This is a genomic window from Citrobacter sp. Ce006 (assembly GCF_030336535.1).
Classification (GTDB): domain Bacteria; phylum Pseudomonadota; class Gammaproteobacteria; order Enterobacterales; family Enterobacteriaceae; genus Citrobacter; species Citrobacter europaeus.
In genome coordinates, this window is the sequence record NZ_JAOWDO010000067.1 from 170,687 (window position 1) to 190,984 (window position 20,298).

General features: G+C 52.2%; 17 protein-coding genes and 2 tRNA genes. 12 read left to right on the forward strand and 7 right to left on the reverse strand.

The annotated features are described in order from the left end of the window. Positions 1 to 147 precede the first annotated feature (147 nt). Positions 148 to 1,056, forward strand: coding sequence for a LysR family transcriptional regulator (locus tag OGV94_RS09895; RefSeq protein ID WP_043016536.1), 909 nt, complete (start codon positions 148 to 150; stop codon positions 1,054 to 1,056). Between the two features lie 37 nt (positions 1,057 to 1,093). On the opposite strand, the gene OGV94_RS09900 is transcribed toward OGV94_RS09895, so the two are convergent. Further along, complete coding sequence (locus OGV94_RS09900) at positions 1,094 to 1,234, reverse strand: hypothetical protein (RefSeq protein WP_003832695.1); 141 nt, start codon at positions 1,232 to 1,234, stop codon at positions 1,094 to 1,096. 332 nt (positions 1,235 to 1,566) lie between these two features. Here OGV94_RS09900 and OGV94_RS09905 point away from each other — a divergent pair, with 332 nt between their 5' ends. Next, on the forward strand, positions 1,567 to 3,048 hold the full coding sequence (locus tag OGV94_RS09905; protein WP_043016535.1) for an APC family permease: 1,482 nt from the start codon (positions 1,567 to 1,569) through the stop codon (positions 3,046 to 3,048). Between the two features lie 21 nt (positions 3,049 to 3,069). Here the strand turns inward: OGV94_RS09905 and OGV94_RS09910 are convergent, their stop codons facing one another. Together OGV94_RS09910 and OGV94_RS09915 are read right to left on the reverse strand one after the other, a co-directional pair. Continuing rightward, positions 3,070 to 3,768, reverse strand: a complete 699-nt coding sequence (locus tag OGV94_RS09910; RefSeq protein ID WP_043016534.1) for a cache domain-containing protein — start codon at positions 3,766 to 3,768, stop codon at positions 3,070 to 3,072. A 24-nt stretch (positions 3,769 to 3,792) separates the two neighbouring features. Next, entirely contained in the window at positions 3,793 to 4,518 is a 726-nt protein-coding gene (locus tag OGV94_RS09915) for a FadR/GntR family transcriptional regulator (protein ID WP_043016533.1), read from the reverse strand. 315 nt (positions 4,519 to 4,833) lie between these two features. On the opposite strand from OGV94_RS09915, the gene OGV94_RS09920 reads away from it, so the two are divergent. The 4 genes from OGV94_RS09920 to OGV94_RS09935 all read left to right on the forward strand — a co-directional run bounded on the left by OGV94_RS09920 (position 4,834) and on the right by OGV94_RS09935 (position 9,939). Next, complete coding sequence (locus OGV94_RS09920) at positions 4,834 to 6,261, forward strand: gamma-aminobutyraldehyde dehydrogenase (protein WP_080625117.1); 1,428 nt, start codon at positions 4,834 to 4,836, stop codon at positions 6,259 to 6,261. Positions 6,262 to 6,272: 11 nt separating this feature from the next. Further along, a complete protein-coding gene (locus OGV94_RS09925; RefSeq protein ID WP_043016531.1) occupies positions 6,273 to 6,746 on the forward strand; it encodes an ester cyclase in 474 nt (157 codons plus the stop codon). An 88-nt stretch (positions 6,747 to 6,834) separates the two neighbouring features. Next, a complete protein-coding gene (locus OGV94_RS09930) occupies positions 6,835 to 8,727 on the forward strand; it encodes an NAD(P)-binding protein (protein WP_043016530.1) in 1,893 nt (630 codons plus the stop codon). A 3-nt stretch (positions 8,728 to 8,730) separates the two neighbouring features. Continuing rightward, positions 8,731 to 9,939, forward strand: coding sequence for a cytochrome c (locus OGV94_RS09935; RefSeq protein ID WP_043016529.1), 1,209 nt, complete (start codon positions 8,731 to 8,733; stop codon positions 9,937 to 9,939). A gap of 43 nt (positions 9,940 to 9,982) precedes the next feature. Here the strand turns inward: OGV94_RS09935 and pdxR are convergent, their stop codons facing one another. After that, entirely contained in the window at positions 9,983 to 11,458 is a 1,476-nt protein-coding gene (pdxR, locus tag OGV94_RS09940) for a MocR-like pyridoxine biosynthesis transcription factor PdxR (RefSeq protein ID WP_043016528.1), read from the reverse strand. Between the two features lie 105 nt (positions 11,459 to 11,563). Between pdxR and puuE the strand changes: the two genes are divergently transcribed. The 6 genes from puuE to OGV94_RS09970 all read left to right on the forward strand — a co-directional run bounded on the left by puuE (position 11,564) and on the right by OGV94_RS09970 (position 19,147). Continuing rightward, entirely contained in the window at positions 11,564 to 12,826 is a 1,263-nt protein-coding gene (puuE, locus tag OGV94_RS09945) for a 4-aminobutyrate transaminase (RefSeq protein WP_043016527.1), read from the forward strand. Between the two features lie 214 nt (positions 12,827 to 13,040). Next, a complete protein-coding gene (locus OGV94_RS09950) occupies positions 13,041 to 15,173 on the forward strand; it encodes a TonB-dependent receptor (protein ID WP_043016526.1) in 2,133 nt (710 codons plus the stop codon). 9 nt (positions 15,174 to 15,182) lie between these two features. Beyond that, positions 15,183 to 16,193, forward strand: coding sequence for an ABC transporter substrate-binding protein (locus OGV94_RS09955; RefSeq protein WP_043016525.1), 1,011 nt, complete (start codon positions 15,183 to 15,185; stop codon positions 16,191 to 16,193). 158 nt (positions 16,194 to 16,351) lie between these two features. Continuing rightward, the gene (locus OGV94_RS09960) at positions 16,352 to 17,407 is read left to right on the forward strand and encodes an ABC transporter substrate-binding protein (protein WP_286523225.1); all 1,056 of its coding nucleotides are present in this window, start codon (positions 16,352 to 16,354) and stop codon (positions 17,405 to 17,407) included. Then, positions 17,394 to 18,398, forward strand: a complete 1,005-nt coding sequence (locus OGV94_RS09965; RefSeq protein ID WP_043016523.1) for a FecCD family ABC transporter permease — start codon at positions 17,394 to 17,396, stop codon at positions 18,396 to 18,398. The genes OGV94_RS09960 and OGV94_RS09965 overlap by 14 nt, the downstream gene beginning before the upstream one ends. Then, positions 18,395 to 19,147 carry an ABC transporter ATP-binding protein gene (locus OGV94_RS09970; RefSeq protein ID WP_075146097.1) on the forward strand — a complete coding sequence of 251 codons (753 nt, stop codon included), beginning with the start codon at positions 18,395 to 18,397 and terminating at the stop codon, positions 19,145 to 19,147. The genes OGV94_RS09965 and OGV94_RS09970 overlap by 4 nt, the downstream gene beginning before the upstream one ends. Here the strand turns inward: OGV94_RS09970 and OGV94_RS09975 are convergent. The 3 genes from OGV94_RS09975 to OGV94_RS09985 all read right to left on the reverse strand — a co-directional run bounded on the left by OGV94_RS09975 (position 19,134) and on the right by OGV94_RS09985 (position 20,198). Then, positions 19,134 to 19,856 carry a substrate-binding domain-containing protein gene (locus tag OGV94_RS09975; protein ID WP_075146098.1) on the reverse strand — a complete coding sequence of 241 codons (723 nt, stop codon included), beginning with the start codon at positions 19,854 to 19,856 and terminating at the stop codon, positions 19,134 to 19,136. The two genes, OGV94_RS09970 and OGV94_RS09975, sit on opposite strands and share 14 nt — an antisense overlap. A 184-nt stretch (positions 19,857 to 20,040) precedes the next feature. Continuing rightward, positions 20,041 to 20,117 (reverse strand) — tRNA-Val (locus OGV94_RS09980). Between the two features lie 4 nt (positions 20,118 to 20,121). Beyond that, a tRNA-Val gene (locus OGV94_RS09985) sits at positions 20,122 to 20,198 on the reverse strand. Positions 20,199 to 20,298 lie beyond the last annotated feature (100 nt).

Here is a 20,298-nt window from a genome sequence, read left to right on the forward strand (position 1 = left end):
GTGCATAACCCCGGCAGTAATTCACGTTTGGTTTTTGTATGAGGGTGCGCGTGAATATGACTGAAGTGTGCTAATGTCCAGAAACGCTACTGGAATATCCTCCTGACCTGTACCATGTGTCACAACAGGTCTGGATTGGGGATATGCATGCTGCGTGATAATTTTAACGATCTCTATTATCTCATTATCGTGGCCCGCGAGCGGAGTTTTACCCGGGCAGCGGCAAAGCTTGGGGTTTCGCAATCTGCGCTAAGCCATGCGATTCGTGGGCTTGAGGAACGTCTGGATGTACGACTTCTGACACGCACCACGCGCAGCGTTGCGCCGACCGAAGCCGGAGAACGGCTCATCAACAGTATCAGCCCGCGTTTTGATGACATTGAATCGGAGCTGCTGGCATTAACCGATGTCCGCCAGCGTGTGGCCGGTAACATCCGTCTGACGCTGGGCGAGCACGCGTTGCAATCTACCGTCTGGCCCGCGCTGGAGCCTTTTTTACAGACTTACCCTGATGTGAATGTTGAAATGACCATCGACAATAGCCTGACGGATATTGTAACCGGCCGCTATGATGCGGGTATTCGGCTTGGCGAGCAGGTGGCGAAAGACATGGTCGCCGTCAGGATTGGCCCAGACTGGCGCATGGTAGTGGTGGGTTCACCGGCATATTTTGCCCGTCATGGCAAACCCCATACTCCGCACGACCTGCAAAATCATAACTGTATTAACATGCGCATGCCGACGTTGGGCGGTCTGTATGCCTGGGAGTTTGCCAAAGACGGGCAAGATTTGCGCGTGCGGGTGGAGGGACAGCTTATTTTTAACAATCTGCCCCCGCGGATCGGCGCGGCGATTGCCGGAATGGGGCTGGCATTTGTGCCGGAAGATACCGTAGAACGGGCCGTTGCGGACGGCGCGCTGGAAAAAGTGCTGGAGGACTGGTGCGAACCGTTTCCTGGCTATTATATGTACTACCCCAGTCGCAAGCAGCATACCGCCGCTTTTGCGCAACTGATTGAGGCGTTGCGATATACGGGCTCAAGCAGGAAGGGGTAGCAGGCGATAAAAAACCGGCGTTGCGCCGGTTTAGAAATCAGATTTTGCAGGCGTCGCCGCAGTCATTATCAGCAATAATTTCCTGCGCTTTCTTGTCTGCATCTTCCAGACGTTCAGCATTACGCTCTTGCGCTTCTTCCAGTCCATCAAAGACCAGATTATCGAGATCAATTTCCATCATTCACCTGCTCAGGTTCAGCGTTTAACATCCCGTTATTATATTGCAAAAATGTTGCTTAATAGCAGCGATTCTTGCTACTTAGCATCGAACGCAATCCGCTGTGCGTATTTATCCGCCAAAGTGGCCCACGGTTCGCAATTGCTAAAGAATCGTTGGTCGTAAATACCGCAAAATCCTCGCTCTCTCTACCGTTTTACCTTCATTTTTTCATTAACGTGATATGCGATCATTTTTAACAAACGCGCGACAAAATCACTATATATATAACTTAATATCTTTTATACATTAATTGTTCAACCCTGCGACTATTCCACAAAAGAGAAAGCTATATGGAACAGACTACTGATAAGAAAAACGATAATTTTCAGAAAGATGGCAAAGAACAGTTCAATCGCTCGATCGGTCTTATTTCAAACTTTGCGCTGGGTTTTACCTACCTGTCGCCGCTTACCGCCGTCTATTCACTGTTTGCGTTGGCCGTAACGCTGGCGGGGCCGCCTGCAGTTTGGTGGATTTTAATCGTCGCATGTGGACAACTTTTAGTGGCGTTAGTGTTTGGTGAGGTCGCTTCCCAGTATCCAATAACCGGCGGGCTTTATCCCTGGGCCAGAAGGTTGTGGGGCAAGAAGTATGCGTGGATCGCCGCCTGGATTTACCTGTGGGCGCTGGTGGTCACCATTACGTCAATCGCGGAATATACGTCTACGTTTGTTGAATCGCTCTTCCACTATGGTCAGACGCCAGCCACCATGTTGGTGACTTCCGTCCTGCTGCTGCTGTTGATGATGGCGGTTAATATGTCCGGGACTAAGAATCTGGCCCGTGTTGCGAAAATTGGCTTCTGGTGTGAAATCGTCAGCGTGATTGCGCTGGGTATTTATCTGCTGATTTTCCACCGTTCGCAGCCGTTCTCTGTCATCTTCGATTCGATGGGCGTGCTGGCTCATGACGGCAGCTATTCCACCGCATTTATGTCCGCCGCACTGATGGGGCTGTTTATGTTCTTTGGCTTTGAGGCCTGCGGTAACGTTGCGGAAGAGGTGCAGAATCCGAGTAAAAAGATCCCGGTCGCGATGATTTTAAGCATCGTATTTGGTGCGATTTCTGCGATTATTTCCGTAATGGGTTATTTGCTGGCTTCACCGAATCTGGTCAGTATCGTGAATGGCAAAACGTCCGATCCGATCCCGGCTATCCTGAACGAAGCACTTGGCGAAACCGGCGCAACCGTCTTTATCATCGTCGCGATTGTGGCGATGCTGTCTTGCATTCTGTCTCTGCAGGCTGCCTTAAGCCGCCTTATCTTTTCCTTCTCCCGCGACAGAATGCTGCCGGGTAGTGAATGGATGTCAAAGATATCTAAAAATGGCGTTCCGGATAATGCCATGGTCGTCAGCTGTTTGCTGCCGGTCATCATCTGTGTTTGGGTCTATTTTCAGCCAGATAATCTGTCGCGTATTACCGCATTTGCCGTCATCGGGATTTACATTTCGTTCCAGATGGTTGTGCTTGCCGCACTGCGCCAGCGCCTGAAAGGCTGGAAACCGGCCGGGGAGTGGACTATTGGCGGTTGGGGCACAATTGTGAACGTGCTGGCGCTGGCCTATGGATTATGTGGGATTTGGTTGTTGGCGCAACCGGCAGACAGCAGCGACTTCATCGATCGTTGGACGGTATTGTTCGGCCTGGCGATTGTCGTTGGCTCGGGGCTTATCTATATGTTCCTGACCCGACCGTTTGGTCGTTCTGCGGCACCGGAAAATGATGCTATTGCTTACGCTAACAAGCTGAATATAGGCCAGGATAACTAGAAACTAAGGGCCTTCGGGCCCTTAGTTTTGATAGTGATAAAGGATAAAGTAGTCGCTCTGATAAACCACACTACTGTTTGCTGGAGCGAGTAATTCACCCACGCGAAAGCGCGGCCAACTGGAGAAGATTATCCTGTTTTCCAGATTGGTCAGAATCACATAATCAGGGTGAGCGCAGGAGAGCAGTTCGGCTTCTATCTGACTAACCAGCAGGTCGACGGCAGCGACACCAAGAAACTGATCGTTGTAGTAGACCGGTACTGCCGAGGTCAGGGTATAGGAGATATTGCAGATATAGTCGACGTAGGGACCGTGGATATAGGCTTTTCCTGCCGGAGGTGAGTGTTTAAACCACTCGAAGGTTCTGAAATCCAGTCGTTGTTGTGTGGCCTGATCCAAATCGAGGTGCGCCTGACTCAAACCATTATCCTTTTTATACCACCATTCCAGCAGCCAATACTCTTTTGTTGTTGCGGTACTCTCAATATGGCTGGCAAACCCGGCTCCTGAACAGTAATGATTGTCGTTGAGCGTGCGCTTGATGTGTTGCTGAACGGTCGATCTCACCGAGGGATCGAGGACAACCTCTGCCGAGGGCTTTTGCACCCCGGAAATCGCCTCATGGATGCTCCTCGCCAGCGCAACGGTAGAATCTACGGTAGAGGCGGTAATATCATCAATTTTACGAATTAATGCGCTTAAGGATGTCGAAGAGCTCATTATCTGTCCTGCCTTCACTGATTGTCAGTTCGCGTTATATTTCAGCTTTTTTTCAATAAGGTAATAGGTAAACGTGTCGATGATCCGTGTGGCAAGCTGCACAGATTCCGCCTCGTTGTGCGCCGCCAGCGCATCGGCCAGCGCCGAATAAAGCGCGATAATTTCGGCATGAATGTTGTCTGCACGATAAAGTATCGCCACCAGCGATGCCCATTCAGCCTGCACCTGCAGCTCCTGGTTGGCCAGCCGCGCCGAATGCGAACTGGCGGCTATCGCCAGCAGGCAACGCATATCGGCCTGGGTCATCAGTTCAGGTGAGTTTGCTTTACTGAGTACTTCAACAAACTCGCGAAATTTGGCGATATCCGCGCTTGTCATCCGTCTGGAGGCCAGCCTTGCGCTATGGCTGATAATGGCGCAATGCATTTCACCCAGATCAGAAAGGTAATCCGTGCTGATCGCTTTGAACGGATGCAGAGCGCTGTTTTTGCCATCGATGTTTTCGCATACGAAGCTGCCGCCATTACGCCCACGAACCGTATGGATAAGATTATTAGCCCGAAGCGTGTTTAGCGCTTCTCTGATGGTGATATGTGAGACACCCATCATCTTTGCCAAATCAGTTTCGTTGGGGAGCTGTTCTTTTGGCTCCAGCAATCCCGTGATAATGGCGTTTGAAAGGCGCTGCACTATCTGGTCTGAACGACTGACCTGCCCGATAGGCGCAAATATGACCGCGTGAGTAATCATAATCTTTTCTGTACTCAATTCCCTGAAACAACGACCATTTTTAACACATGCCCGTCGGGCAAGGAAGGTAAGAATGGCCGAGTCATTTTACATGCCTGGGCGCAACTTAACTGCACAGGCGAATGTGTGTCCCGATAACCTCATGATGAGCCGGGCATAACGCGTTGACTCACGATGAAAAACCTTACCTTGTAAATGTGAAAATTAAGTTAAAAATGCGAGGCTTATCATAGTGTCAATGTTGCGCATTTGAAAATGTTTTACAATATATATATTACATAAGATTCTTTATGTATTAACTGGCAGGAGACAGGTATGAAAACCCTGAAGCATTTTATTAATGGGCAATATGTAGCAGGCAGCAGCGAAGACACCTTCGAGCTGGTGAGTCCGGTTGACGGCGAAACGTACGCATTATCTCCTAACGCCAGCGCGGCAGAGGTGGAGCAGGCATATTCGGCGGCGGAGGCGGCGTATAGCATCTGGAGAAAATCGACGCCGGCACAGCGGCAAAAGGCGTTATTGCGCCTGGCTGATGAGATTGAACGCAACGTTGAGCGGTTAGTAAACGCGCAGAGCCAGGAAACCGGTCAGCTTCGCCATTTTATTGAGAAAGAAGAGATCGCGGCATCCTGCGATGCCATCCGCTTTTTTGCCGGCGCGGCGCGCTGTCTTGAAGGGAAGGCGGCAGGAGAATATTCCGCCGGGTTTACCTCAACTATCCGCCGCGAACCGCTGGGTATTGTTGGCCAGGTTACGCCATGGAACTACCCGTTCATGATGGCGGTATGGAAGATTGCGCCAGCGCTGGCGGCAGGCAACACGGTTGTATTAAAGCCAAGCGACACCACACCGATCAGCACGCTGCTGTTGGCCGAACTGGCTGCCCCGTTGTTCCCGAGAGGAGCATTTAACGTCGTGTTGGGCAAAGCCAGCACCGGTTCGCTGGTGGTTTCAAACCCGAAAGCCTCGCTGGTTTCGATTACCGGTTCGGTCCGTGCGGGTCTGCAGGTTGCGGCTTCGGCTGCGGCAAACCTGACCAGGGCGCATCTGGAATTGGGCGGGAAAGCGCCCGCGGTGGTTTTTGCCGATGCGGATATGGACAAGGCGATTGCGACAATCGCCACGGCAAGCTTTTTCAATGCCGGGCAGGACTGCACGGCGGCTACGCGTATCCTGGTCGAACAGTCCATTTACGCTGAGTTTCTGGAAAAGCTGATCCAGAAAACGAAGAGTATTAAATTTGGACCGCCAGAGGACCAGGAGGCGCTGTATGGCGCATTAAATAGCAAAAATCAGTTGGAGCAGGTGAAAGGCTTTATTGAACGTTTACCAGCACATGCAAAAATTGAAACCGGTGGGCGCGCAGGATCTGGGCCTGGCTTCTATTTTGAACCGACGATCGTCTCCGGATTGCATCAAAATGATGAAGCTATTCAGCATGAAGTATTTGGTCCGGTAATGACTATTCAATCGTTTTCTACTGACGAAGAAGTACTACACAAAGCGAATGATGTGGAGTATGGTCTTGCCGCCAGCGTCTGGACCAGTAACCATGGTCGCGCGCAGCGCTTCAGCATTGACCTCGATTTTGGCACGGTGTGGATTAACAATCACATTCCTCTGTGCGCCGAAATGCCGCACGGCGGGTTCAAAAAATCGGGTTATGGCAAAGATCTCTCATCCTATTCGCTCGAAGAATACACTCGGGTGAAACATATCATGTGTGACATTTCTGAATAGAGAGGATGACGATGAAAACCATAAAAATAGCGGTGCTTTCATTAGTGATGTTCTCGGGCTTTAGCCTGGCAGAAAGCACCTCGCTGAATACCGTGAAAGAGTATATGGCGGCGTGGAATGCGCACGATGCTTCGCGAGCCGCTCAATATCTTGCTGATGATGCGGTCTATTATGATGCCGCTGCGGGCGAACCAATAAACGGCAGAGAAAAAGCGGAAAAAGAGGTCATCGGCGCTTTTATTAAGGCGGTGCCAGACCTGAGCTGGAAAATGGTGGGTAAACCCGTCTACGACGAAGATACCGTGGCATTCCGTTGGGAATTTTCAGGAAAAAATAGTGGTGAATGGGCAGGGAGTCCGCCGACAAATAATCCGATCAAATTTGAAGGCGTCAGCTATATTCATGTTAAAGCAGGAAAAATCACCTGGCAGGGTGACTATTATGATTCTAAAAAACTGGACGAAGAGTTAAAGCCAGTGAAGTAGTCGGCTGTACCCCTTTAATAATTTGAAGGGGTATATCTCTTATTTGTGTCGTATTAAGGGCAGTGTGTAGCAATAAGGAAAAAAGTTAATGGCAATTACCAGACGTGATTTTCTCAACGGCGTCGCGGTGACTATTGCGGCGGGGCTTACTCCGCTGGAATGGGTCAGGGCGGCAGGAAAGGGAAACGCATTTATAGATGGACACTATTATCCGCCCGCGCTGACGGGGCTGCGGGGTAATCATCCTGGATCGTTTGAAATGGCGCATGCGCTAGGCCGCGAGCATAAGCATTTTGATCTAAACGCTCTGCCCGTTGAGGAAGAGTACGATCTGGTAATAGTGGGGGGCGGGATTAGCGGGCTTGCTGCCGGATGTTTCTGGCGACAACTTGCCGGACAAAATAGCCGGGTCCTGATCCTCGATAACCATGATGATTTTGGCGGGCATGCCAAACGTAATGAATTTACCAGCTCGGGCAAGAAACTACTCGGTTATGGCGGCAGCGAAGCATTCCAGTCACCCGCGCATAATTTCAGTCCTGAGGTACAAAAACTGATGGAAACCGTGGGCGTCAGCGTCACGCGGTTAAAAGAGAGTTTTGACGTAAACTTCTACCCCGACTGGCAACTCAGTCGCGGCGTTTTCTTCGACAAAAAGAATTTTGGCGAAACAAAAATCGTCAGCGGCGATCCGGGCCGCGCGGTATCTGATGATATCCCGCCGGACAGGCTCAATGGGCGTAAAATTGAAGACTTTATCAATGATTTCCCGCTAAGTGAGAACGACAGAAAAGCACTGATCGACCTGCACGTACGTCCTGGCGATTACCTTCCGGGGATGACGGTCGATGAGAAAATGGAATGGCTGGATACCCACAGCTACAGTGAATTTTTAGCAACAAAAGTTGGTTTGAGCAAAATGGCGCTGCTCTATTTTCAGCAGCGTTCCAATGACTTCTTTGCCATCGGCATTGAAGGCATCTCCTGCAGCGATGCCAGGGCGTGCGCCTTACCCGGCATGGAAGGGATGGGGTTACCGCCGTTGGACGGAGAGTCGCTGGCCGACCTCGAAGAGCCGTATGTTTACCATTTCCCGGACGGTAACGCCGGTCTGGCCCGATTGTTAGTCAGGTATATGCTGCCGGATGCGCTACCGGGTAACACTATGGAAGACTCTGTTCTCGCCAGACTGCATTACGAAAAGCTGGATCTACCAGAAAACACCACGCGTCTGCGCCTGAACAGCACGGTGATAAATGCGGCCAACGTACAGGATGGCGTGGCGGTGACCTATCTGCGTGACGGCAAAATGCACCGTGTGCGCGGTAAGAACACCATCATGGCAGGCTATAACATGATGATCCCGTATCTGGTGCCCGAGATGCCGGAACAGCAGCAGGCGGATCTCAAACTGAACGTGAAAGCACCGCTGGTGTACACCAACGTGGTGGTCAAAAACTGGCAGGCGTTCAAACAGCTTGGCGTACATGAATTTTACTCTCCGGCTGCTCCCTATAGCAGGGTTAAGCTCGACTATCCGGTCAGCATCGGCGGGTACCAACATCCGGCCTCACCGGACGATCCGATGGTCATTCACATGGTCTATGTGCCTACCTATCCTGGCAGTAACCTGTCGGCCAGAGAGCAGTTCCGTCTGGGACGAGCCTATTTACTGGGGACCACATTTGCGGCGCATGAGGAGATGATTCGTTCCCAGCTGCAGGAAATGTTTGGCTCAACGGGCTTTGATAATCAACGCGATATCGCCGCCATTACCGTTAACCGCTGGGCGCATGGCTATGCGTATTACGCCAACTCGCTGTTCGATGATATGGATAAAATGCCAGAAATTATCGAGCGGGCGCGTCAGCCAGTCGGTCGCATCGCCATCGCTAACTCCGATTCTGACTGGAGTGCTTATGCCCATACGGCGATCGACCAGGCATGGCGTGCGGTTAATGAACTCAAGGATATGGGGTGATCTATGCGTAATGTAACCGTTCTTGCCGCCTGTTTATTTACCGCCTCTGTTAGCGCTGCGGAGTCTAATGGCGAATATATCGCGCGAATCTCAGACTGTGTGGCCTGCCATACCACTGAAGGTGGTGCTGCGATGGCGGGTGGCAAAAAGTTTCCTACCCCGGTAGGGGATATTTATTCGACCAACATTACCCCAGACAAGACGCAGGGTATTGGTAATTACTCATACGAGGATTTTGAAAAGGCGGTACGTCAGGGAATTGCCAAAGACGGTCATCCGCTCTATCCGGCTATGCCTTATCCCTCTTATGCAAAACTTTCTGACGCGGATGTTCAGGCGTTGTATCGCTATTTTATGCATGATGTCACGCCGTCTGCGCAACCCAATAAAGAGAATGCTATTCCGTGGCTACTCTCCGCTCGCTGGCCACTGCATATCTGGAACTGGTTGTTTACCGACGCGCCAACAACGACAGCAGTGAATGCGAAACCAGATGACAACGCTGCCCTGGTAAAACGGGGCGCTTATCTGGTGGAAGGTCCCGGGCACTGCGGTTCATGTCATACACCGAGAGGCATGGCGATGAACGAAAAAGCGTATACCAATGCTGATGCCGAGTACCTGAGCGGCGCGATGATCGACGGCTGGTATGCGCCTTCGCTGCGGGGCAGCGGAATGTCTGAGCAGGCGTTAAAATCGCTGCTGCTTACCGGTAAAAGCAAACATGCCGCGGTTTCTGGTTCGATGGCTGAAGTCGTTACGCAGAGTACGCAGTATCTGACTGATGAAGATGCCACGGCGATCGCGCAATATCTGCTGAGCCTGAAAAGCGCGAAGCCTGAAGCGGGGCGTACCGCATCGACTACTGCATCCTGGTCGAATTCACCCGAGGCGGGCAAAGTGACCTATAACCGCTACTGCTCCACCTGTCACGGACTGGAAGGGAAAGGTACGGATGATAACGCGCCTTCTTTGATCAATAACCCGTTGGTCATGGTTGATGACCCGACGCCGCTGTTCAGAGTGATTGCCCACGGCGCAGAAACACCGACTACGCGTGGCAACGTCTCCTTTAAGATGCCTGCGTACGGTGGCCTGTTAAACGACACCGAAATGCGCGACGTGATTAACTACGTGCGTAAGAGTTGGGGAGAAGGGAATGGCGAAGTAAGCCAGGAAGACCTGGCTGGCGTTAAAAAAGCGTCACATTAAACAGCATGCCGGATAAGGCGCTTACGCCGCTATCCGGCAGTGCTTATACGGCGTTTACTCTGATAATACCCACCAGTCGTGTAAACGCCGCCGCCATTCCATGCTCTTCGATACTGGCAAATCCCAGCAGCAGTCCGCTGCGCTTCTCTTCATTCACGTAGTAGCGAGACAGCGGGCGCACCAGCAGCCCTTGTGTGTTCGCCTGTTGGGCAATAACAACGTCATCGCTTCCGGCGGGCAACTGTAGAATCAAGTGTAGCCCTGCGTTGCTGCTGAAAGAGCCAAGATAATGCTCACCAAGCTGGCGGCTGATAAGCTCCACCAGTGTCTGACGCCGACGACTGTACAGCTGGCGCATTTTACGTATGTGCGCCGCGTAGTAACCCTCACGGATAAACTCTGCCAGCGCGGCCTGAATCAGCAAATGTCCGCCGCGATAGAGGTCGTTATGAACTTTCTTCAGCGGTGCGGCTAGCGGTTTGGGCAGCACCACATACCCGAGACGTAGCGCAGGATAGAGTGTCTTACTGAATGTCCCGATATAGATGACCGGCGTCTCTTCTTCCAGTCCCTGCAAAGAGGGGATCGGCTGACCTGAAAAGCGGAACTCGCTGTCATAGTCATCTTCCACTATCCAGCTTCGCGTTTCGCGTGCGCGAAACAGAAGTTGCTGACGGCGACTGAGGCTCATCACCGAACCGAGAGGATATTGATGTGACGGTGTCACAAAAATAAGTTTTGGCGCAGGCTCTCCAGCTTCCGGAGGGACCATGCCTTGTTCATCAACCGGGATAGCCGAAAAATTTACCGCATTGATGCGCAGAATATTTTTGATTCCCCAGTAGCCCGGCTCCTCAATCCAGGCATTATCACCGGGGTTGCATAATGTTCGGGTCACCAGATCCAGCGCCTGGTGAATACCTTCAGTAATCAGAATTTGCTCCGGCGAACACCGCACGCCACGCGCGGTTCGCAGATAGTCTGCCAGCGCTTCTTTTAGCTCATTCACGCCGCCTGCGGCATCGTAAGTAAGAAACTCCGGACGCAGGCGTCTCGCCAGCCTGTCCTGAATTTTTTTGAGTACCCGGTGAGGGAAATGCTCTACATCAGGTACGCCTGGAATAAATGCCCCCCACTGACGGGGACTGGCGCTGGCATGACCCAACAGCTCAAGGCAGCGGGCAGATAAGCGGGTGTGATCCTCCAGAGTGGCAGCAACAGGTTCTTTATTGGGACGCAGGTTGAGATTGTCCAGCACGCTGTCAGTGACAAATGTGCCGCTGCTGGTACGCGCAGAAATATAGCCTTCGGCCTGCAACTGCTCGTAAACCCGCAGGACGGTATTGCGCGATAGCGTCAGCTCTCCTGCCAGATCACGCGACGGAGGCATTCGGGTAGCCGGTTTCAGGCTACCTTCGAGGATGCAACTACAAATGGCGGCATACAGACGACGATGCAGTTTTTCATCTGGCTGCTGGCTAAATGCCTGCTTGATCACATCTCCGGCAAGTGAACGCATTTGGATCCTTAAAATAAAACGATTTGGCTCTCGATTAAAGTACCAGACGGCGTCTAAATTTAAAGGGTAATTCAACCTAAATGTATTAATGGACAAGGTGTAAGAATGAACAATAAAAACCTGCAACAACGTCGTCTGGATGCCACCCCGCGTGGCGTGGGTGTAATGTGTGATTTTTATGCCCAGTCGGCAGAAAACAGCACGATTACCGATATCGAAGGCAATCAGTACATTGATTTTGCCGCCGGGATTGCCGTGCTGAACACCGGACACCGTCATCCTCGCCTGGTGCAGGCAGTCGAAGCACAGCTTCAGGCTTTTACCCATACTGCTTATCAGATTGTCCCGTATGAAAGCTATGTGTCTTTGGCTGAGAAAATCAACGCCGTTGCGCCAATCGACGGTAAGCGGAAAACCACGTTCTTCACCACCGGGGCTGAAGCGGTAGAAAACGCAGTGAAAATCGCCCGCGCGCATACCGGCCGTCCTGGCGTTATCGCGTTTGGCGGCGGTTTTCATGGGCGTACTTACATGACGATGGCGTTAACCGGCAAAGTAGCGCCCTATAAAAAAGGATTCGGCCCGTTCCCTGGCTCCATTTACCATGCGCCGTATCCTTCTGAATTGCAGGGGATTTCTACGGCAGACTCCATAAAAGCGATCGAGCGCCTGTTTAAAGCCGATATCGATCCAACCCAGGTTGCGGCGATTATTTTCGAACCCGTCCAGGGCGAAGGAGGCTTCGTAGTAGCGCCGCCGGAATTTGTGACCGCCATCCGCCGTATTTGCGACGAGCATGGCATTGTGATGATCGCTGATGAGGTGCAAAGCGGGTTTGCCCGTACGGGCCAGCTGTTTGCGATGGATCATTACGCTGATAAAGCGGATCTGATGACCATGGCAAAAAGCCTTGCGGGCGGCATGCCGCTGTCAGGCGTCGTGGGCAAAGCCGAAATCATGGACGCGCCAGCGCCGGGTGGTCTGGGCGGAACTTACGCCGGGAACCCGCTGTCGATTGCGGCGGCTCATGCGGTGCTGGATATCATTCGTGATGAACAGTTGTGCCAGCGTGCGGCGGCCCTCGGTGAACAACTGCGCGCCACTCTGACCGAGGCGCAAACAGGGTGTCCTGAACTGGCCGAAGTGCGTGGCTTAGGCTCTATGATTGCCGCTGAATTCTGTGATGCAACGACGGGAGAACCCAACGCCGCCGCCGCACAGCGCGTGCAGAAGAAAGCCCTTGAGCAAGGATTGCTACTGCTGACCTGTGGTCAATATGGCAACGTTATTCGTTTCCTTTACCCGCTGACCATTCCGCAGGATCAGTTCGCCAAAGCGCTTGATATCATCAAAGCGGCAACCAAATAATCCATAAGTCAAAAGGATACTCATAGCCGACGGTCGTCATCACCGTCGGCTTTTTTGTTGCTATAAATTGACCAATTACACGCCGTTATATATTTACATACATATCGATTGAGTTTATCCTATTTATCATACAAATATAACAACTGTACTCTTCAAGAGAAGGCGCTTGCGTTAGTGGCCTCCAGTCTTTCTACCTAACAAACTGAATTAACGAATGTTAAATAACAAAATTACCCCAGTAGCCTCTGGGTTGTTGACCTTTGCCTGTCTTTCCACCGCCGTAACCGCGCATGCTGAAGATACCGTCATCGTTTCGGCGCCCGCCTCGTCACAATCCTCGTTTTCGAAACATGAACCGCCGGCGAGTGAAAAAAAAGCAATGTTAGGTAGCCTTGGCGAGCGTGAGCTGATTGATGTTCCCTGGTCGGTACAGACCTTGTCGAAAAGAGTGCTGGATCAGCAACAGATCAAAGACGTGAAAGATGCCTATCGTTACCTACCTTCCGTTCAGGGGGACGGCGTCCGCCCGCAAACCCGCGGCATGCAGGGGAGTGTGGTACAGAACCATATGATTGATGGCCTGAACGCCGTCTCCACGACGGAATATTCGACTGAACAGTTCCAGAGCATAGACGTGTTGAATGGAATAGCCGGATCATTGTACGGCCCAGCCAATCCGGCGGGGATGTTTAATCTGGTGTCTAAACGACCTGTCGATACGCCGTTACATCGCGTAACCGTAGGGCAAGGTACAGGGTCGGGAACGCTGACGTCGATGGATTTCAGCGGCCCAATCGATGAGGGAGACCGGGTGAAATATCGCTTTAACTTGCTAAATGATGAGGGCCGTAGTTACACCACCGATAGCCATGTCCGTCGACAGTACGCAGGATTAGGGCTGGATTTTCAACTGACAGATCAAACGGTGCTGGAGAGTAATTTCAGCTATTACCATTACTATGAAAAAGGCATGCCAGGGAGTTTTGCCCTGGCGAAGGGCGTTCACTTCCCCACGGCATTTAATCCTACGAACAGTAAATATGGTCAGTCTTATGCGGGTCATGATGACGAAACGACCACCGCCGATATGCATATTAAGCATGATTTTGACGGTAACTGGATGCTGGATCTGGGGGCGCTACACCAGGTCGCAGATCGAGAATCGACGGCAGTGACCAACACTCTGACGAATAATCGGGGAGATTACACCACCACAACCGCCAATTCGGCGGCCAGTCGCTTTACCATCAACAGTTATTTAGCGAACCTGACCGGTAGCATTGATACCGGCTGGCTGACGCAGGACATTTCTACCGGAATGCGTGGATTTGTATGGAAAAACTATAATCCCAGAAACGGGGGAACCTTCACCCTTGGGCATTCTTCTCTTGATCAACATCCCGACTACCCACGACCACCATATCCGGACTTTAACGATCGCTATCATTCAGCAACGACCACTCAGCATGCGTTTTTGCTAAGCGATACGCTGCATTTTTCCCCGCAGTGGAGCTTGCTGCTTTCCGGTAGTGAGAACCTGTTTACCGTCAGTAACTACAACAAAACTGGGCATGAAAGTAGCCGGCAGAAAGACAATGGCATGAGCGGTTCTACCAGCCTGATGTATAAACCGGTGGAGAGCGTCACGCTGTATACCACCTGGGCGGACAGCTTGCAGCAGGGCGATACCGCACCCGCTGGGGCGCGCAATGCCGGGCAGGTATTAGATCCCTACCGTAGTCGCCAGGTTGAAGTGGGCGCAAAATATGCGCCAGTAAAGGATCTGCTGCTTACCGCTGCGCTGTTTGAAGCTAAACGCCCCTTTGCCTATACCAACGACAACGGTGATTTTGCCCAGGACGGAACGCAGAAAAACCGAGGACTGGAACTGATGGCTGATGGGCATATTACCCGAAATTTGCGCGTGTTAGGCGGCGGAGCCTGGCTTGATCCGGTGCTACATAATACCGCGGCCAGCAATGCGGATGGTAAGCAAGTTGTTGGTTTACCACGCTTCGCCTCGAATATCCTCGCGATCTACACCATTGAACGGGTTCCAGGACTGGATGTCGACACGAATGTGCATTATGTCGGGCGTCGGGCTACTGATAACGCCAATGACAGCTGGGTCGGGAGTTACACCACGGTGGATATCGGCACGCGTTATGCCACCAGGCTATGGAACACGCCAACCACCTTCCGGTTTGATATCACCAACCTCACCGATCGTCACTACTGGACCAATATTGTTCCCGGCGCATTGACCGGTTACACGGGGGCAGGGGCTGCCAGCGCGCAACTTGGCGCACCGCGTCAGGCTCAGATTTCTGTTCAGGTTGATTTTTAGAGGTTACTCATGAAAACGTGCCACACATGGCTGCTTTGTGTGTGGCTGGCGTTTCCTGCCCTGGCAACACGCCAGGTTGTGGATGATGCTGGTCACACGGTTACCGTTCCCATGCAAGTTGAGCGTATTGCTGATGGCTGGTTTGCTCATCATTCGGTACTGATGACGCTGGGTGCTGGCCGTAACATTGTTGCGACGGTGAACCATGAGGAGAACCAGCCCTGGATGTTCAAAATCAATCCTTCCCTGAGACAAGCCTTACAGATACGGGGAACATCATTCAATAGTGAGGATTTGCTGGCCCGGCACGTCGATGTGCTGTTTGTGGCAAAAGGAAAAGGGGATGCTCAAAGTTACAGCCAGGCGGGCATCCCGACTCTTGAAATGGCATTTACTGACTATGCTTCGATGGAAAAATCGGTCACTACAACCGCAGAAGTGCTGGGTACCGGGCAAGCGCGCGCCCGGGCGACGGCTTACAATCAGTATCTAAACCGTGTACTCGCTGACGTGCAGGCTAAAACGGCGGGATTAACGGCAAACCATCGCCCACGGGTACTCCATATTCAATCGCTGAATCCGCTTAAAGTCGACGGCAGGCACACGTTGATCGATACCTGGATTACGCTTGCGGGCGGATTGAACGCGGCAGGAGAAGTGAACGGCAATATGAAAGAGGTATCGCCTGAGCGGGTGCTTTACTGGCAACCGCAGGTCATTATTCTCGGGGCGGGTTGCGGTGATATCGGCAATTCACCCTACGCGGCATTGTTCAAAGAACTTGACGCGGTTAAGCAGGGTAACGTTTGGCGTAATCCGGCGGGCGTGTTCCCTTGGGATCGTTACGGTACTGAAAGTGCGCTGCAGCTGCAGTGGGCTGCATCAAAACTGCATCCTGCGCTGTTTAGCGGTTTGGATATGGTCAGCGTGACGCGAGATTTTTATCGCCAGTTCTTCGATTATTCGCTTACTCAGGAGCAGGCGATGCGAATTTTAAATGCGTTACCTCCACAGGAGTAGCGTCCACGTGTAAAGACTGGCGCGCTAGGGATTGCACGCCATATTTACCCCTTTTAAATGTGGGATTTGATGCGACGCATGATGATAACGGGTTGCCAGCTATCACGTTATATAATTTAATGCATATCGATTTTACTCCTCTATCCAGATGGTATCCCATGTTTACTTTCCGTTCTTTTGTGCTGGTATGCGCCAGCATGTTGTTTTCGTTTTCTGCCCAGGCCGACCGTACGATCACCGATCAGCTTGGTCGTCAGGTCACGATAGCGGATCACATCGACAAAGTGGTCGTGCTGCAACACCAGACCTTAAATATTCTGGTCCAGCTCGATGCGCAGCAGGACATTGTTGGCGTGATGTCGAGCTGGAAAAAACAGCTCGGGCCTGAGTTTGAACGCTTTATGCCGACAATTTCCACATTGCCGACACCGGGCGACCTCACCAGCGTGAATATCGAAAGCCTGCTGGCGATTCATCCACAGGTGGTGTTTGTCGCTAACTATGCGCCTGCGGAGATGATCCAGCAGATTCAAAACGCCGGTATTCCAGTCGTGGCTATCTCGTTACGTAGGGACGCCGCAGGGCAACAGAATAAAATGAACCCGACCATGGCCGATGAAGAGCAGGTTTACAACGAAGGGTTAAAGCAAGGGATTCGCCTGATTGCGGACGTGGTTGGGCGTAAACCGCAGGCCGAGACATTAATCGACTACGTTTTTGCGGCACGGGCAAAATTTAATGCGCCGGTTGCAAAAATCCCGGATGCGCAAAAAGTCCGTATTTATATGGCTAACCCCGACCTGATGACTTACGGCTCCGGGAAGTACACAGGACTGATGATGCAGCACGCGGGGGGATTAAACGTGGCGGCTGCCAGTGTGAAAGGTGCCCGTCAGGTTGCGCTGGAGCAGGTACTGGCGTGGAATCCGCAGGTGATTTTTGTGCAGGATCGCTATCCGCAGGTGGTGACTGAGATCCAAAATGATCCTAACTGGCAGGGGATTGATGCGGTGAAAAATCATCGCGTCTGGCTGATGCCTGAATACGCTAAAGCCTGGGGCTATCCGATGCCGGAAGCGTTGGCGATCGGTGAGCTATGGATGGCCAAAAAATTGTATCCGGATGCTTATAAAGACGTGGATGTTGATGCGCAGGCGCAAGACTATTATCAGCGTTTTTATCGCGTGAACTGGCAGTCTGATGCAGCTAAGTAACCGCTTTTTACCCCAGCAGCCGATTTTGATCGCGGCGGTCCTGTTGCTGGGCGTCAGTTCGCTGTGCCTCGGGCAGTATCCGCTTTCGTTGCGCGAGGTATTTTATCACCTGACGCACTTTAGCGATGCCGAAGGGATTGCCGGTCAGGTCATCTGGACGGTCAGGCTACCGCGTATTCTGATGGCGCTGCTGGCGGGTGGCGCGCTGGGTTTATGCGGCGCGACGCTGCAAGGAGTATTTCATAATCCGCTGGTCGACCCGCATATAATCGGCGTGACGTCCGGGGCCGCTTTTGGCGGCACGCTGGCTATTTTGCTCGGTCTGTCGCCGTGGTTGATGATGGGTTCAACGTTTTTCTTCGGCCTGACGGCGTTGATCCTGGTATATGCCATTGCTGCGCTGCAGGGGCTGGAAAATACGCTGGTGCTGATCCTGTCGGGTATCATTTTGAGCGGCTTTTTTGCCGCGCTGGTGAGCTTGATTCAGTATCAGGCTGATACTGAAGAGACGTTACCCAATATCGTGTTCTGGCTGCTTGGCAGCTTTGCGACGGCCAACTGGCATAAAGTACTGCTGCTGGCGATTCCGGTCGGTATTGCCGCGACGGTTTTGTACCAGCTACGCTGGCGGATAAACCTGTTATCGCTTAATGACAAAGATGCCAGAGCGCTGGGCGTTGCGGTTGTTCCTTTGCGACGCAGCGTTTTGGTGTGCTGCGCATTTTTAGTCGCCGCTCAGGTGGCGGTTAGCGGCAGTATTGCCTGGGTTGGGTTGGTTATTCCTCATCTGGCGCGTTTGCTGGTGGGCGTTGATCACCGTCGTCTACTGCCGTGCGCCTTCTGGCTGGGGGGCGGTTTTATGATTGTAGTGGATGATATTGCACGCACCCTGATGCATGCGGAGATACCGTTGGGGATTATCACCGCATTATTCGGCGCCCCGCTGTTTGCTTTTTTACTCATCCGCTCCAGTCGTCGGGAGAAATCATGAAACCTGCCGCACTGCGTGTAAATCAGCTGACTTATGGGTATCGCGCGCCGCTATTTGACCCGCTTACGTTCTGCTGCCAAAAAGGCGAGATCTGGGCTGTGCTGGGACGTAACGGTCTGGGTAAAAGTACGCTGCTCGATACGCTAACCGGCACGCTGCCTGCTTTGGGCGGCAGTATTGAAAATAACGGTGGGATAGGGATTGTGGCACAGCATAGCCATCTGCCGTTTCCTTATACGGTCAGCGATGTGGTGTTGATGGGGCGAGCACAGCACGTGAAGCTTTTTGCGCAACCGAGCCAGCAGGATCAACAAAGAGCAACGCAGGCGCTGGAGCAGTTAAATATTGCGCAGCTTGCTTCCAGCTCGTTTAGCTCACTTTCCGGCGGGCAACAACAACTGGTGATGATAGCCCGGGCACTGGTGACTGAGTGTCAGACGCTTTTGCTTGATGAACCATGTTCCGCGCTGGATCTTGCTAATCAGCAGGTGGTGCTTCAACTCATCAGCGATCTGGCCCATCATCAGGGATGCAGCATTCTCTTTTCAACCCACGATCCGCTGCATGCGTTACAGATAGCCACCCATACTTTGCTGCTGCTCCCCGAAGGCAAATGGCGGGCAGGACCTACGGACAGCATTGTGACGGAAGAAAATTTGTTCCTGGCCTATGGCTTACCGCTGCGAAAACTTAGCGTGGAGAACCACCACACGCCGTTTATCGCGCCGTTGTTTTCTATTCGTCGTTAAGCGGTAAGAATCCTGCGGCGGTAAGAAACGCCTGCCCGTCGCGGGAAAGTATGAATTCAACCAGCGCCATCACTTCTTTGGACGCATCAAGCACCGCCAGTTGGTATTCGCAGTGAATATTGTGCTCATCAGGGATAGCCACGTAATGTACGTCGGGCAGCGCGCGCAGCGTGTGTGCGTAATGCGCGTAACCGATAAACAGATCGGCCAGCCCCTGGCGCAGGATCCAGGCGCTTGCTATTTCTCCTTGCGGGATTTTTACCGTATCACGACCACCAACCAGCGGGATGGCGCGCGTTCGAAGCTGTTGCCCGAGTCCCGGCTCCAGTACATCCATGTTGTCGAAAAATGCCCAGGTATAGTCTCCGGAAGGGTCACAGCCGGGCGTTGATGTACCTGGTCGCAGCGTTGGGTCGCGCAGCAAATCCAGCCAGGCGCCGGTTCGATTGCTGACCAGACTCAGTTGATTCCAGCTAAAGGTCTGCGTGAAAACCGCTTTCTTCTGAGCCAGCAGACGTTGCGGATGCTCCCGATTGGCCGAGGCAAAGAGCGCACAGGGTTCACCTGCTTCAATCCGCTCGCGCAATAAACCGGCCGGACCATATTCAACCTTAACGTCTATTCCGCTCTGGTGTGTGAACTGGCTTATCAGTGGAGTAAATGCCGGGCGTAAACTGCCTGCGGCGAACAGGAGGATGGAAGAGGGCATGGTATCCGTTCTCTGGCGAAAGACATTATGCGAAGAAGATGAATGATACGCGTTGATCATGGAACTTAGAATGATTTAGCGCAGTGCTATTGAATCATCATGGAAAATGATAAAACTGAAGGATACAAACCAGAGATAAAAAGAGAGTTTTGAAGGGAAATAGCACCAAATCAAAGAGATGATTTGGTGCGTCCGAGTGGACTCGAACCACCGACCCCCACCATGTCAAGGTGGTGCTCTAACCAACTGAGCTACGGACGCAAGATGGTGCGTTCAATTGGACTCGAACCAACGACCCCCACCATGTCAAGGTGGTGCTCTAACCAACTGAGCTATGAACGCAACGTTGTAGGTGACAACGGGGACGAATATTAGCGGCACAGACCGAATGAGGCAAGAGGGAAATAGCATTTTTCTTCCTGAACTCACGCGATTGCAGAGT